A 13,407-nucleotide genomic window follows, 5' to 3' on the forward strand; every position below is an offset into this window, starting at 1 on the left:
GATTGAGGCGGTTGGGTCGCTGGCGCATAATGAGGGCCACCTGCCCACGGTTTCGCTCAACCCACGACCATCACGATGACCACGCTCTCCTCCAGGATTTACCGTTTGCTGTGCGACGAGATCATCGACGGCACACTCGAACCCGGCCAGAAGCTCGAAGAAGCGGCGCTCGCCGAACGCTTCAACGCGTCGCGCACACCGATCCGCGAAGCGCTGCGCGAGCTCGCCGCGCGCGGCATGGTCGAGCTGACGCCGCGCAAAGGCGTGGTGGTCGCGCAGTTCAGCATCGACGAACTGGCCGACATGCTCGAGGCGATGTGCGAACTCGAAGCGCTGTGCTGCCGTCTGAGCGCGCAGCGCATGAGCCTCGTCGAGAAGAAGCAGCTCGAAGAACTGCAAACCGAAATGAACGCCGCGATCGCGCGCGGCGATGAAGCGGAGTACTTCGAACTCAATCGCGACTTCCACGAACTGATCTGCAAGGGCGCGCAAAGCAAGTCGCTGGCGTCGATCATGGCGGTGCAGCGGCAACGGCTGGCGGGCTTTCGCGCCGCGCAACCGGCTTCGCCGTCGCGCTTCGAGTCGGCCACCGACGAGCATCGCGAGATCGTCTCCGCAATCCTCAACTCCGAACCGGAACGCGCGTACAACGCCATGCGCGATCACACCGCGCGGCTGTCGATCGTCGTGCTGGGCCGCCTCAAACGGCAACGCGCGGAACGCGAGAACGCCTGAGTTTCGGCTCGCTGCGCAGGCCGGCTCAAGCGTCGACTTGCTCCCTGCGAGAGCGCTCGGCATGGAGTCAGGCATTGAGCCGCTGAACACCACGCGGCCACCCGGCGACCGCCACATCATGCTCACGCGGCCACCGCCGCGAGCGCTGCCATCGACGGCATCGAAAACGCCAACGCCTGCAACTGCTGCAATAGCGCGCCGGACTGCGCCGGGTTCATCGGCGTGAGCGGCGGGCGCACGCGATTCCATGCGGCGTCGTTCGCGAAGTGCGCGACGATGCTCTTCAGCGCCGGAATCATCGGTTGCGCCTGCACGGCCAGCCGCACCGTCGCCACCTTGCCTTCCCACTGCGTTCTCTCTTCCTGCGTCGCCGCGTTCAGCAGACTCGCAATCGCATGCGGCTGAATATTCGCGGTTGCCGAAATGCAGCCGGCCGCGCCAAGCGGCAGCGCTTTACCGAGCAACGCCTCGGACGCGGGAAACACCGCGAAGCCGGGAAACTTCTCCAGCATGGCCGCCGTGTTGGCCCAATCGCCCGAACTGTCCTTGATACCCACCACCGTGCGCGGATACGCGGCGATCAGCCGTTCGATCAGCGTGTGCGTGATCGGCACGCCCGTGAACTGCGGGATGTGATACAGCAGCACGCGCAAGCGGTCCGAGCCGACCGCTTCGATCACATCGGCGTAGTACGCGAACAGGCCGTCGTCGCTGACGCCCTGGTAGAAGAACGGCGGCAGCATCAACGCGCCCGCGCAACCGGCTTCGTTCGCGTGACGCGTCAACGCGATCGCATCGGGCAGCGCGCAGGCGCCGGTGCCCGGCAACATCTGCGCGGGGTCGATGCCGGCGTCGATCACGTCGTCCAGCAACGCGTGCCGTTCGGCAAGACTCAGCGAATTGGCTTCGCTGTTGGTGCCGAATAGCGCGAGCCCCGCGCCCTGCCCGACCAGCCAGCGACAGAACGCGACGAAGCGCGGCGCGTCGACGGTGGAGTCCGCGGTGAACGGCGTGATGACCGGTGCGAATACGCGCGGTGTCGCGAACGGGGATGCGGATGCAGATGCGTGGTTCGGGGACGTGCTGCGGGACATGCGGGTCTCCTTGTGAGTCGTGCGGACAGTGGCGGCGGATCGGCGCGGTAGCGCGCCCCACCTACCCACGAAAAAAATCAAGCATCGCGTCCCCCAACAACGTCTCGCCCGAATCGAAATGCGCGACCACCGACGTATGGTTATGCCGCAGCATCTGCATGAAACGCGGCGCGCGTTTCGCTCGCGCGTCGCCGGCGCGTTGACGCGCCCACAGCACGCGCTCGAAAAAAGCCGCGCCGTAGGCATCCAGATAAGGGTTCTCGTATTCGGCGACCACCACCATGAGCGGTGTATCGAAGTGTTCGGCGTAGGTCAGCGGCGAGCGCGCGGCGTAGCGTGATTCGTCCACACCGAAATAGGCGCGCACGCCGGCGGCATTCGGGTTATCCGCGAAAACATCGGCCGCGAGCCGCGCGCTGATCAGCACCGCGCCCGCCACAGCCTGCGCGTTTTCGACGTGACGCACCCCGGCAAACAGCGGATCGCACAGATAGCTGGCGACGTGTGCGCCGCCCGCCGAATGGCCGACTAAATAGATCCGGCGCGGATCGCCGCCGAACTCGACGACATGCGCATGCGCCCACGCCAACGCGGCGGCGACATCGTCAGCGCCTGCGGGATACGACGCTTCGGGCGCGAGGCGGTACTCGACATTGAGCGCAACACAGCCCTGCCGCGCGAACCAGCGCGAGACGTTGTCGTAGATCAGTCCGTTGAAACTCTTGCTGCCGCGCAGAAAAGCGCCGCCGTGGACGAACAGCACCACATCGGCATTGCCCTTGCGTCGCGTCTCTTCTGATGCGAACACATCGAGCCGCTGCCGTTCATGACTGCCGTACGGAACGTCGCGCGCCGCCTCGAACGATGCGCCCGCATCGCGCGCCGCGGCCACCAACGGCGAATACGCGTCGATCACCAGATCGCGGTGCGCGTTGATATCGCTCGCCCATACCGGCCCGATCTGCGCGAAGCGCTGCCTGAGCGTGGCGGACAGACTGCCTAACGGTTCCTGCGAGGTCTGCATCGGGGGTCCTTCATACATCGCGGCGATTCAGCGGGCTGCTGAAGCAAAGCCGCCTAAGCGGAGCTAGCCCCGATCAGCGTATGAAGACCATTCTGGTATATCAATTTGTTTTTGTGTATACATTTGTTATCCGTAGTATACCTGGTGAAGTTGCGGACACACTTGATTCACAGTCACGACAACCCTCCCTTCGCCTGCGGGCGATTCATCGTCAGGACAACCCAAGGACATCTCATGGACAAGCTCCGTCATATCGCGCTCTCGGTGGAAGATCCCGAAGCCGCCGCGCAATTTTTCGAGCAGGCGTTCGGCATGCGCCGCGCGGGCAACGCGATGCGCGGCATCTATATGACCGACGGCACGATGAACGTGGCGCTGCTCAACTTCAAGGACGAAACCGTGCCCGGCTACGCGGGCCTGAAGGACGTGCGCGGCGTGATCCACTTCGGCATGTGGGTGGATAACGTCGACGACACCGCCGCGCGTGTGGTCGCGGCCGGCGGCACGTATCTGACGGGCCGCCATGAAAAAGATCCGAACGTGTTCTACGAAGTGAAGTACCGGATGCCCGACGGCACCGTGTTCGACATCACCGAGAACGGCTGGAAAGGCGCGGTGAAGGAAGTGGCGCCGACGGTTGCGTCAGCTGTTGTGCCGACCGTTGCGCCGTCCACCGATTCGCAATGAGCGCGGGCCTGAGCATGGGCATGGGCTTGAGCGGTACGCATGTGCTGGCGTTGATCGCGCTGCCCGACGCGACGCTCGATGCGCTGCAGCACGATTACATGCTGCACTACCACCCGGATAATTTAAACACCGAGGCACTGTCGTCGCGCATTGAACTGGCGAACGTGCGCGCGGTAGTGACCAACGGTTCAACCGGTTTGTCGGACGCGCAGATGGCCGCGCTGCCCGCGCTCGAGATCGTCAGCGCGTTCGGTGCCGGTTACGAGAACGTCGATGTCGCCGCCGCCACGCGACGCGGCATCGTCGTCACGCATGCGCCGGGCGCGAATGCGGCGACCGTCGCCGATCATGCAATCGGTCTGCTGCTCGCGCTCGCGCGCGGCTACGCGCCGCTTACCGACGCGGTGCGCGCCGGCCATTGGCGCACCTCGCGCGCCGAGCGGCCGACGCTGACGGGCGCGCGCTTAGGTCTCGTCGGCATGGGTCGGATCGGCCGGTTGATCGCCGCGCGCGCGCAGGGCTTCGACGTCACGCTCGGTTATCACGGACGTCAGCCACATGCCGACGCGCCCGGCCGCTACTACGGCAACCTCGTCGAACTCGCGCGGGATAGCGAGTTTCTGGTGATCGCCTGCAACGGTGGACCAGCGACGAAACATCTGATCGATCGTGACGTGCTGCGGGCGCTCGGGCCGCACGGCTACGTGGTGAACGTGTCGCGCGGTTCGGTGCTGGACACGCAGGCGCTGATCGACGCGCTCGCCGACGGCGTGCTCGCGGGCGCGGGGCTCGACGTGATCGACAGCGAACCCGAGGTGCCGCGCGCGCTGCTCGATCATCCCGGCGTGCTGATTACGCCGCATATCGCGGGGCGTTCGCCGGCTTCATGGATCGCGCAGCGCGACGCGTTGCTCGCCAGTCTGTCGCAGCACTTCGCCCAGGCACCGATCGAATTCGCGGTGCGCACTGCCTGAAACAGGGCGGCGCAGCATCACGCCGCCCTCTCCGTCGTCCGCTGTTCCCGCTGTTCCCGCTGTTCCCGCTGTTCCCGCTGTTCCCGCTGTTCCCGCTGTTCCCGCTGTTCCCGCTGTTCCCAACCGCACCAGAGGATCCGCCATGAACGTTCGATCGTTGGGCGCGCTCGCGCTCAGTTGCGTCACTGCATGGGGACTCGCGTCCCGCGTGGTTCATGCACAGACGTCTGTCACGCTGTACGGACTCGTCGGCCTCGATATCGCCGACACCAAACGCAGCAACGGCCCGCCCGCCGCGATCGCCGAACAAAGCCCCGGGCTCACGGCGCCGTACTGGGGCATCCGCGTCAACGAGGAACTCGGCGCCGGCTATCGCGCGATCGCCGTGCTCGAAAGCTTCTTCCAGCCGACCAACGGCGGCGTCGGCCGCACGTCCGCCGATCCGTTCTGGGGCCGCAACTCGTACGTCGGCATTGCCGGGCCGTTCGGCCGCGTCACGCTCGGGCGGCACACCAACCTGCTCTACCTCGCCGAACAGGCGGTCAATCCGTTTCAGGCGTCGATCCTGTTTTCGCCGCTGGTGATGCAGACCTTCACCGCGCCGTACGGCGGTAGCATCGCGGGCGATACCGTGTGGAACAACGGCATTCAGTACACCAGTCCGAATCTGAACGGCCTGACCACCACGGCCGTGTATGCGCCCGGCGGCTTCGCGGGCGCGAACGGCGTCTACAACGCCGCGTTATCCACCACCTATGCCGGCGGTTCGCTCACCGCTGTCGCGACCGTGCAACGCACGCGCGTGGTGGCCGGTGTCGCATCGCCGACACAGAACGCGTACCTCGTCGGCGGTGCGTACGATTTTTCGCTGTTCAAACTGTACGGCGCATTGCAAGGACTGCGCACCGATTCGACCGGCGTCGGCGCGCACACCTTCGAAGCGGGCCTGTTCGTGCCGCTCACCGCGCAACTCAGCGCGCTCGCCGAATGGGCCTACACGCGCCGCAGCGCGCCGAAAAACGCCGTCAGCGGGCGCAACACGGGCTCCGCCGGGCTCGACTACTTCCTCTCCAAACGCACCGATCTGTACCTGCTGACCGTCTACGACCGGCTTTCCGGTTACGGCACAGCCATGACTTATGCGACCGGAATCCGGCATCTGTTTTGACGCGCTAGGCCATTCGGGTCAACCCGCTATAACTAAACCGCTGTTTTGTATAAAAAAATAAAGCTCGGAATCCAAATTTTGCCGTGGGTATAATTTTTTCCAGTTTGTGTATACACGACAGAAAAGGAAGGCACCGCGGCTGTCGCGCGCGACGACAGCACTCTCAACAACACGAAAAGAACGACGATTTGTTTGGAGATGGAATGAAAAAGAAGACTCTCGTGTCAGGCGCCATGATGCTTGCATGCGCCGGGGCACATGCTCAGTCGAGCGTCTGGCTGTCCGGTTATGTCGACCTGAACATCGAACATCTGATCTCATCCGGCTCGGGCGGCAACGTCACGCGCATGTCGAGCGGCGGGTTGAACAACTCGCGTTTCAACCTGAGCGGCGTCGAGGATCTGGGCGGCGGCAACAAGGCCGTGTTCACCGTCGAGCCGATGTTCTCCGCGAACACCGGCGTGCAGTCGACGCAGTTCCGCCAATCGTTCGTCGGTCTCAAGGGCAACTGGGGTGAAGTGACCATGGGGCGTCAGTTCACGCCGTCGTACTGGATTGCGGGCTACGCCGATCCGAGCTGGGCGGCCGATTTCAGTATGGTCAACAACATGGAGTTCTTCTACGCGTCGTATCGCGTGGATAACGCGATCCAGTACAAGACGCCGAGTTTCTACGGCTTCACCGGCCGCATCATGGCCACGACCGGCGTGGGCGACAGCACCCGCGCGGGACGCTTCCTGAGCACCAGCCTCGACTATCGCCACGGGCCGATCTTCATCGGCGCGGTGAGCGAGTTGCAGTACACGCGGGACATCTTCAAGTCGTCGCAGATTCATTCGTCGCGCGATAACTACTTTGCCGCTGTCTACAAGTTCGGCGGCTTCGAGCCGACCCTGATCTATCACACGTACAACGGCTATTACGCTTATCCGCCGTACGTTGCGTTCAATTCGCAAGGCTGGGACGCGCAGGTCGGCGCGCGCTGGAATATCGACGGCCGCAGCCGCGTGTATGTCAGCGTGGTGCATCGTCACGACGACAACAACAAGAGCATTTCCAGCGCGACCGGCGGCGTGATCGGCTACCTGTACGGTTTGTCGAAACGCACCGACCTGTATGCGACGTTCGCTCACGTGAAGAGCCAGAACAACGTGCCGGTTGCGTATCCGGTGACGTTCCAGGTCTATCCGAACGCGGGACAGAATCCGAGCGGCTTCCAGTTCGGTATTCGTCACGCGTTCTAATACAAAAAGGAGGAAGCCCATGCTTCGCACAAGCCATCTGAAATCCACTCTCGCAACCGGCGCGCTGCTGGCGTTCATGTCGGCCGCCGCGTACGCGAGCGGCGATGCGGCGCAACCTGTGGCGGCGGCCTCGGACGCGGCCGCAACCGCTGCGGCGGCATCGGCGACGCCCGGCACGCCCGCGGTCAAAGACCCGTACCTCGCCGCGTGGCTGCGCCTGACGCCGAATCGCCCGCCGCTGCCGCTCAAGCCCGGCGTCGACTACGGCATGGACCCGGCGACCGGCCAGTTCGTGTGGCCGAAAGCGACGCCCGAAGTTCACCAGGGGCAGCGCTTCCCCGGTGAAATGACCACGTGGGACAAGAAGAGTTACGCGAAGGACGTGAAGGTGCTGGCCTTCTATCCGCTCGTCGATTCGCCCTTTCACGCCTGGAACAATATCGCCGACTTCGACGGTCACCGTTACCTCTACATTCACGACCGCGACTATCTGCGGATCATGGACGTGACCGATCCCGCCAACGGCAAGGTGGTGTTTTCGCAAGGCGGCACGTGGGGTCCGAAAGGACCGACCGAGCACTTCGATCCGAACAACGTCCACAACTATCTGGGCGGCGCCACCATCGTGTGGAGCAAGAAGCTTGGCAAGCCAGTGCTGGTGGCGTCGTTTGAAATTGGCCGTTATGGGCTGATGACGGACAAGAGCGAGCAGCCGGACAAGGTCGAGGCGCAACGTCACTACAACTCGCTGAAGGGCTTCAAGGTCTTCGAAATGGACGGCCCGCTGCCGAGCCAATGGAAGCTGATCGCGACGCGTACCACCGACTACAAGCATCCCGATGCGCCGGTCGGCCAGCAACAGGGTTCGGGTTCGCTCGATGCGCCGGAGTACTACGGCGGCAAGTACATGATTCTGTCGGCCGCGCCGGATGACAGCTACGGATTGACCGAGTACCCGAACTATCTGTATTCGCCGGGCTATCAGGTGTGGGACATGTCGGATCCGGCCGATCCGAAGTTCGTTTCGCAGATCTCGGTGCCGGGGCAGATTCTCGGTAATGACGCCCATGAGCAGGCTTATCTGCAGAATCCGCGTGCGGGGAATCGTACTTCGTGGATGGGGTCGCGAATTCCCATCTTCTTGCCGAAGCCTTTGGAACAAGGCGGCAAGATTGGCTTTGGCGCGATGGGCGGGCTGGGCTTGTACTCGTTCGATCTGTCGAATCCGGCTAAGCCGAAGGTACTCGGCAATGTGAATACGGCGCCGAGTTTCGCGGGCACCGAGTACGACAATGCCGATGTCAGTCAGTACGAGCGCACAGGCTTCGTACTGACGAGCGGTTATCCGATGAATCGCGATTGCTATGAGCCGTATAAGGATATCTTTGTCGTCGATGCGCGCGATCCTTCGCATCTGAAGGTAGCAGCGAAGTTGCCTCAGCCTACGCCGCCTGAGGGCGCGCCTTTCACCAGCTTCTGCCAGCGTGGGGGGAACTTTGGGCCGAAGCGTTCCAATGCTATTGGGCAACCTGGTGGGTCGCGGCAAGGGGTGATTCCTTACTCGTTCTATAACGCCGGTGTGCAGATCTTCGATGTGCGGAATCCGGAGAAGCCGACTATTGCTGGGTATTTTGTGCCTGCTCTGGCGGATGAAAGTGAGTTGCCGAGTTATACGCTTGGGAAGGGTGTGCTGGCGATTTATACCGAGTACGACCGCAATATCATCTGGGCCTTTACTGAGAATGGCGCGTATGCGTTGTCGACGCCGTTGTTGGGCAAGCCGGTGATTGGCGCACCGGCTAAGCCTTGGCCGCCGCGGTGAGCGGTTTGGGTTTTTGTTGTTCCATGCTGTTGGATTGAGCGCTTTGCTTTTTGCCCTGCCGGCGGTTTCGTTCGGTGGGGCTTTTTGTTTTTTGTTCTTTTGTTCTTTTTGTCTGGAGTGTGATTGTGAAATGGATTCGGGTCTTTTGGGTTCTTGTGGGTGTGGCTGGAGGGACTCTTGGTGCTGGTGCCTTTGGTGCTACGGCTGCGGCTACGGCCGGAGATGCTGCGAATGCCGCTCACTCGAGCTCGGCCAGCGAGCAGACTTGCCGCGCTTGTCATTCCATCGATACCACTAAAGTCGGGCCGCCCTTTCGGGCTATCTCCGAACGCTATCGCGGTGATCCTGATGCGGTTGCGAAGCTTGTGAAAAGTATGCTTGAGGGGAGCTCGGGGAAGTGGAATACCGGGGCGAGTATGCCGGCTAATGCGATTTCTCATGCTGATGCTGAGAGGTTTGCTCGGTGGGTTCTTGGGGTTAAGTAGTGGGGGGGTGCCGGTTGGCTGGGGTTTGGTGTGCTCTTTGGGTGTTGGCCTTTCCTTGTGTTCTTTGTGGTCTATTAGTGATCCCCCTGTGCGGGGGGCACCTACTTTTCTTTGCCTGCCGCAAAGAAAAGTAGGCAAAAGAAAGCGGCTCACACCGCTAACCATTAAGCGGGTCCCCCGCGCAGTTGCGGTAGTGGTGCATCTGGAATCCGTGCTCTCGCACATTCCGCGCTCGTGACAAAGGCGTCATTCTTCCGGCGGCGCTTCGCGCGCCGCGGCGGTCGTTCAAGCACGGCCGCTGCTAAGCGGGTCTCCCGCACAGTTGCGGTAGTGGCTCATCTGGAATCCGTGCTCTAGCACATTCCGAGCTCGTGACTAAGGCGTCATTCTTCCGGCGGCGCTGCGCGCGCCGTCGCGGTCGTCCGTAAGTCACTCGCTTTTTTGCGGTCTCCAGCGCACTTCTGGCATCGTGCTCGGCCGCCCTACATCGCTTCCTACCCCAGAAAGTGGAGCATCTGGATTCCTCGCCCTCGCACAGTCATTGTCTGCGACACACGCCCTTGGCTCTCTCCTTCCGTCTCGCGCTCGTCGGCGTTCTCGGCGTCGAGCCAATCGTCGGTGGTGCTGGATTCAGCATCGCCTCGCTCGTGCGTCCGTCTAATGATTATTTTTATCTGCTTCGAACATTTGGCGGCAGGTGGGCTTGGGTTTCGATTGCGGGGTGGAATAAAACGGCGGGAGGATGTGTTTAACCACCTGTAGCCCATCCTGCGGCGCTGAGCGGTCGATGAACAACGTGCTGGTGTACGTCGGGATGGATTCTGTGCCCAGATAGTGCTAAATCGATGCCGGTCATGACATGTGGAACATCTTGATCATTGAAGACGACCCGTGTGTCGCGCAGAAAATCGCCCGCACGCTCAACGCGGGCGGCATCTCCGTCGACGTGACAGACAGCGGCCGCAAAGGCATCAGGCGCTTGATGAGCACGGATTACGACGCCGTGATCCTTAGCCGGACACCGCCGGATCTCGACGGGCAGAGCGTTCTGGCGACGCTGCGCGGCATTGGCGCGCAATCGCCGATTCTGATGGTGAGTCCCGTGGCCGATGTGCATGAACGCATCGAAGGCCTGCGTGCCGGCGCGGATGACTATATGTCCATGCCGTTCTCGTTCGACGAAATGCTCGCCCGCATCGAAGTGCTGCTACGAACACGGCCGTCGCTCAAGAAAGAAGCGCAACCGATGTTGCGCGTCGACTCATTGCGGCTCGACCTCGTGAAGCGAACGCTCATGTTCCGGCAGGACAAACTCTGTCTGCAACCGACCGAGTTCCGCCTACTCGAATTCATGATGCGGCACGCGGGCCAGGTACTGACACGCAGCATGATCTTCGAAGCCGTATGGGACCGCCATTTCGATCCCGACACGAACCTGATCGACGTCCATGTCGCCCGCCTGCGCAAAAAGGTCGGCGAGCTCGGCGCGCAACAGATGATCCGGACAGTGCGCGGCTCCGGTTATCGATTCGGCTAGCAACGTCAGCGAGGGACACCAGAACAAACGGCAACAGGCAACAGTTGAATGAACGAAGCGTGACGGAGCGCAAGAATTCACGGAGTACTTTCGAATGTATCGCCACATTGGTCTTCGTATTACTCCTTGAACACCCAATGGATGATGGCATCACTATTCTTCGAGACGTTCGAACCCGGTCTACCGGAAGTTTTTTCGGTGCGGGAGTAAGAACATCACTCAAGAGGAAGAGAGCATGTTTACACACAAGATCTCAGCTCACGGCGCGCCCTTCATGGCCGAAAAGCGTCTGGAGTCCAACGATTGTGCGAGTGGTTACACGGCGGCAAAGAGTTGGGCGAAGGACGTCCCCTTCGACACCAAACGCGTCGAGTTGCAATCTTGCTACGGCGCCACGGGGGGACCGTTCTCGAACGCTCAAATGTTATCCAACAGAACGGGGCTACCGGTAATAGGCTACGCCGGAAAGGTCAGCAACATGAAGGGCGAACCGGAGTGGTTCAAACCCCAGTCTTCCGGAGTCGCGGCTTTTACAGGCAAGGTAAACGACGCGATCGGTTCGGCCAAAACATGGGGAAGAACAAGTCCGTAAGAGAGTCCCGCCAGGGTGAAATGCAAAAGCGGCGAAGAACCAACCCCAAAGCCACGGCGCAAGACCGACCCCGGCGGCGCGCGAAGCGCCGCCGGAAGAATGACACCTTGCCACGAGCACGGAATGCGCGAGAACACAGATTCCAGATGCACCACCACCGCAACTGCGCGGGAGACCCGCTTAGCAGCGGCCGTGCTTGAACGACCGCGACGGCGCGCGCAGCGCCGCCGGAAGAATGACGCCTTGCCACGAGCGCGGAATGTGCGAGAGCACGGATTCCAGATGCACCACTACCGCAATTGTGCGGGGGACCCGCTTAATGGTTAGCGGTGTGAGCCGCTTTCTTTTGCCTACTTTTCTTTGCGGCAGGCAAAGAAAAGTAGGTGCTCCCCCGCACAGGGGGATCACTAATAGACCACAACCAAATCAAGGAAAGGCCAAAAAACCCAAAAAACCCAAAAAACCCAAAAAACCCAAAAAACCCAAAAAACCCAAACCCTACCTCAAGCCACCTCAACCCCGGCAGCCCGCCCACCCCTCTTCCGATACCAAACAAAATAAACAACAAGCAACCCAACAACAAACGGCACCCCAATCACAAGCGTCAACCGAAACTCCTTCGTAAACCACGTAGTAACAAGCGCCCCAAGCATAAGCCCAGCCCCGAGAAGCGAAGTAAAAGGAAACCCCCACATCCTGAACGCCAGCGCCGCCCGCGCATGTTCGCGCCGAAAGAACAGATGAGTAACAAAAATCATGAACCAGGTAAACATCGCCCCGAACATGGAGACGGACATCATCAAAACAAACGAAGCATCGGGATAAACGACATTCAGCACAGCAGCCAAAGCGATCCCAACAGTAGAAAGCCACAACGCCGCCACAGGCACACCCTTAGAACTCAGCACCCCCAACCGCCCAGGCGCATACCCTGCCCGCGAAAGACTGAACATCATCCGCGTAGTGATATAGAGCTGACTATTCATCGCCGACAAAGCGGCAATAAGAATCACAAAATTAATAACTCCAGCGGCTCCCGGCACATGCGTAGCCGCCATCACCCGCACGAAGGGACTCTCATCGGTCCCAGCCGCATTCCAGGGCACGATAGCCAGCATCAAAGCCAGCGTCAGCAGATAGAAAAACACCAACCGGAACATCGTCGCGCGAAACGCCTGCGTAATAGCCTTCTGCGGATTTCGAGCCTCCCCCGCCGCAACAGCAATCATCTCGATGCTCAGATAACTAAAGATCGAAACGATCACCGCAACCCACATCCCCCACACGCCCTTCGGAAAGAACCCGCCATGCGACGTGTAATTCGAAAACCCGATAGAAGACTGAGCCGGCGCCCCAAACACCACATAAGCGCCAAGCAGAATAAAGCCGACAATCGCCACGATCTTCAGCATCGAGAAAACATACTCGACCGCGCCGAAGACCTTCACGCTCACCGAGTTGATCCCAATCAGCGCAGCGGAAAAACCGACAATCCAATACCACCCAGGCACAGCAGGAAACCAGTACTTCATATACACGGCAATCGCCGTCACCTCGGTGCCGACCGCAAAAACAATCGACGACCAGTACGCATATCGCACCAGAAACCCGGCCCACGGCGCGATATAGTGCTCCGCATAAGCCCCGAACGACCCCGAAGTAGGATGCGCGACGGTCATCTCCGCCAGACACCCCATCAATAGCAGCGCGATCAGCGCACCGATCGCATAACTCACCAGCACGCTCGGTCCGGCAAACCCGATCGCAAATCCGCTGCCGAGAAACAGACCCGTACCGATCGCACCACCAATCGCAATCATCGACAATTGCCCGGTCGACAGTCCGCGGTGCAATCCCTTTTCGCGTTCGACAATCGTGTCGAAGCCTCGCTGCTCTTGCGTCATCTTTATGTCTCCTCCTGGATGCGGTTGCGTGCGTCGCACGCAACCGCCGGTGCCGCGCTGTCGTCTTACTCGCTTGCTCTATTACGCTCTTGTCCGACTCTTTATGGCTCGCATCGCGGCGCTTGCCTGCTCATTGCACAA

At 61.2% G+C, this 13,407-nt stretch carries 13 protein-coding genes; 9 read left to right on the plus strand and 4 right to left on the minus strand.

From position 1 onward, the window contains the following. The first annotated feature begins 75 nt into the window (after nucleotides 1-75). On the plus strand, nucleotides 76-735 hold the full coding sequence (locus tag FA94_RS12235) for a GntR family transcriptional regulator (RefSeq protein ID WP_035551334.1): 660 nt from the start codon (nucleotides 76-78) through the stop codon (nucleotides 733-735). Between the two features lie 122 nt (nucleotides 736-857). Here FA94_RS12235 and FA94_RS12240 read toward each other — a convergent pair whose 3' ends face one another. Next, on the minus strand, nucleotides 858-1,829 hold the full coding sequence (locus FA94_RS12240; protein WP_035551336.1) for a dihydrodipicolinate synthase family protein: 972 nt from the start codon (nucleotides 1,827-1,829) through the stop codon (nucleotides 858-860). Nucleotides 1,830-1,890: 61 nt separating this feature from the next. Beyond that, nucleotides 1,891-2,853 (minus strand): alpha/beta hydrolase, encoded by a 963-nt coding sequence (locus FA94_RS12245; protein WP_051980542.1) that lies wholly within the window; start codon nucleotides 2,851-2,853, stop codon nucleotides 1,891-1,893. 234 nt (nucleotides 2,854-3,087) lie between these two features. Between FA94_RS12245 and FA94_RS12250 the strand changes: the two genes are divergently transcribed. Continuing rightward, nucleotides 3,088-3,540 carry a VOC family protein gene (locus FA94_RS12250; RefSeq protein ID WP_051980543.1) on the plus strand — a complete coding sequence of 151 codons (453 nt, stop codon included), beginning with the start codon at nucleotides 3,088-3,090 and terminating at the stop codon, nucleotides 3,538-3,540. Beyond that, nucleotides 3,537-4,514, plus strand: a complete 978-nt coding sequence (locus FA94_RS12255) for a 2-hydroxyacid dehydrogenase (protein WP_231584941.1) — start codon at nucleotides 3,537-3,539, stop codon at nucleotides 4,512-4,514. The genes FA94_RS12250 and FA94_RS12255 overlap by 4 nt, the downstream gene beginning before the upstream one ends. Here the strand turns inward: FA94_RS12255 and FA94_RS39880 are convergent. Beyond that, nucleotides 4,425-4,658 carry a thiocillin family RiPP gene (locus FA94_RS39880; RefSeq protein ID WP_197070203.1) on the minus strand — a complete coding sequence of 78 codons (234 nt, stop codon included), beginning with the start codon at nucleotides 4,656-4,658 and terminating at the stop codon, nucleotides 4,425-4,427. The two genes, FA94_RS12255 and FA94_RS39880, sit on opposite strands and share 90 nt — an antisense overlap. Here FA94_RS39880 and FA94_RS12260 point away from each other — a divergent pair. The 6 genes from FA94_RS12260 to FA94_RS12280 all read left to right on the plus strand — a co-directional run bounded on the left by FA94_RS12260 (nucleotide 4,657) and on the right by FA94_RS12280 (nucleotide 11,362). Continuing rightward, nucleotides 4,657-5,682, plus strand: coding sequence for a porin (locus FA94_RS12260; protein WP_035551339.1), 1,026 nt, complete (start codon nucleotides 4,657-4,659; stop codon nucleotides 5,680-5,682). The two genes, FA94_RS39880 and FA94_RS12260, sit on opposite strands and share 2 nt — an antisense overlap. A 203-nt stretch (nucleotides 5,683-5,885) precedes the next feature. Then, entirely contained in the window at nucleotides 5,886-6,926 is a 1,041-nt protein-coding gene (locus tag FA94_RS12265; RefSeq protein ID WP_035551342.1) for a porin, read from the plus strand. Nucleotides 6,927-6,945: 19 nt separating this feature from the next. Beyond that, nucleotides 6,946-8,748 carry an LVIVD repeat-containing protein gene (locus FA94_RS12270; protein ID WP_035551346.1) on the plus strand — a complete coding sequence of 601 codons (1,803 nt, stop codon included), beginning with the start codon at nucleotides 6,946-6,948 and terminating at the stop codon, nucleotides 8,746-8,748. Between the two features lie 161 nt (nucleotides 8,749-8,909). Further along, nucleotides 8,910-9,233, plus strand: coding sequence for a c-type cytochrome (locus FA94_RS39885; protein ID WP_353611448.1), 324 nt, complete (start codon nucleotides 8,910-8,912; stop codon nucleotides 9,231-9,233). An 859-nt stretch (nucleotides 9,234-10,092) separates the two neighbouring features. Next, nucleotides 10,093-10,770: a response regulator transcription factor gene (locus FA94_RS12275; RefSeq protein ID WP_035551349.1), complete on the plus strand. Its 678-nt coding sequence runs from the start codon at nucleotides 10,093-10,095 to the stop codon at nucleotides 10,768-10,770. Nucleotides 10,771-11,005: 235 nt separating this feature from the next. Continuing rightward, nucleotides 11,006-11,362, plus strand: a complete 357-nt coding sequence (locus tag FA94_RS12280; protein ID WP_035551352.1) for a hypothetical protein — start codon at nucleotides 11,006-11,008, stop codon at nucleotides 11,360-11,362. Between the two features lie 503 nt (nucleotides 11,363-11,865). Here FA94_RS12280 and FA94_RS12285 read toward each other — a convergent pair. Continuing rightward, nucleotides 11,866-13,266: an amino acid permease gene (locus FA94_RS12285; protein ID WP_035551355.1), complete on the minus strand. Its 1,401-nt coding sequence runs from the start codon at nucleotides 13,264-13,266 to the stop codon at nucleotides 11,866-11,868. Between the last annotated feature and the right edge of the window lie 141 nt (nucleotides 13,267-13,407).

This window comes from Burkholderia sp. 9120 (assembly GCF_000745015.1).
GTDB lineage: Bacteria > Pseudomonadota > Gammaproteobacteria > Burkholderiales > Burkholderiaceae > Paraburkholderia.

What these genes read in the sequence shown, in the direction of transcription:
- FA94_RS12255 (WP_231584941.1), top strand. Translation starts at nt 3,537, where the DNA reads ATGAGCGCGGGCCTGAGCATGGGCATGGGCTTGAGCGGTACGCATGTG.
- FA94_RS12280 (WP_035551352.1), top strand. Translation starts at nt 11,006, where the DNA reads ATGTTTACACACAAGATCTCAGCTCACGGCGCGCCCTTCATGGCCGAA.
- FA94_RS12275 (WP_035551349.1), top strand. Translation starts at nt 10,093, where the DNA reads ATGTGGAACATCTTGATCATTGAAGACGACCCGTGTGTCGCGCAGAAA.
- FA94_RS39880 (WP_197070203.1), bottom strand. Translation starts at nt 4,658, where the DNA reads ATGGCGGATCCTCTGGTGCGGTTGGGAACAGCGGGAACAGCGGGAACA.
- FA94_RS12265 (WP_035551342.1), top strand. Translation starts at nt 5,886, where the DNA reads ATGAAAAAGAAGACTCTCGTGTCAGGCGCCATGATGCTTGCATGCGCC.
- FA94_RS12250 (WP_051980543.1), top strand. Translation starts at nt 3,088, where the DNA reads ATGGACAAGCTCCGTCATATCGCGCTCTCGGTGGAAGATCCCGAAGCC.
- FA94_RS12270 (WP_035551346.1), top strand. Translation starts at nt 6,946, where the DNA reads ATGCTTCGCACAAGCCATCTGAAATCCACTCTCGCAACCGGCGCGCTG.
- FA94_RS12285 (WP_035551355.1), bottom strand. Translation starts at nt 13,266, where the DNA reads ATGACGCAAGAGCAGCGAGGCTTCGACACGATTGTCGAACGCGAAAAG.
- FA94_RS12260 (WP_035551339.1), top strand. Translation starts at nt 4,657, where the DNA reads ATGAACGTTCGATCGTTGGGCGCGCTCGCGCTCAGTTGCGTCACTGCA.
- FA94_RS12235 (WP_035551334.1), top strand. Translation starts at nt 76, where the DNA reads ATGACCACGCTCTCCTCCAGGATTTACCGTTTGCTGTGCGACGAGATC.
- FA94_RS12245 (WP_051980542.1), bottom strand. Translation starts at nt 2,853, where the DNA reads ATGCAGACCTCGCAGGAACCGTTAGGCAGTCTGTCCGCCACGCTCAGG.
- FA94_RS12240 (WP_035551336.1), bottom strand. Translation starts at nt 1,829, where the DNA reads ATGTCCCGCAGCACGTCCCCGAACCACGCATCTGCATCCGCATCCCCG.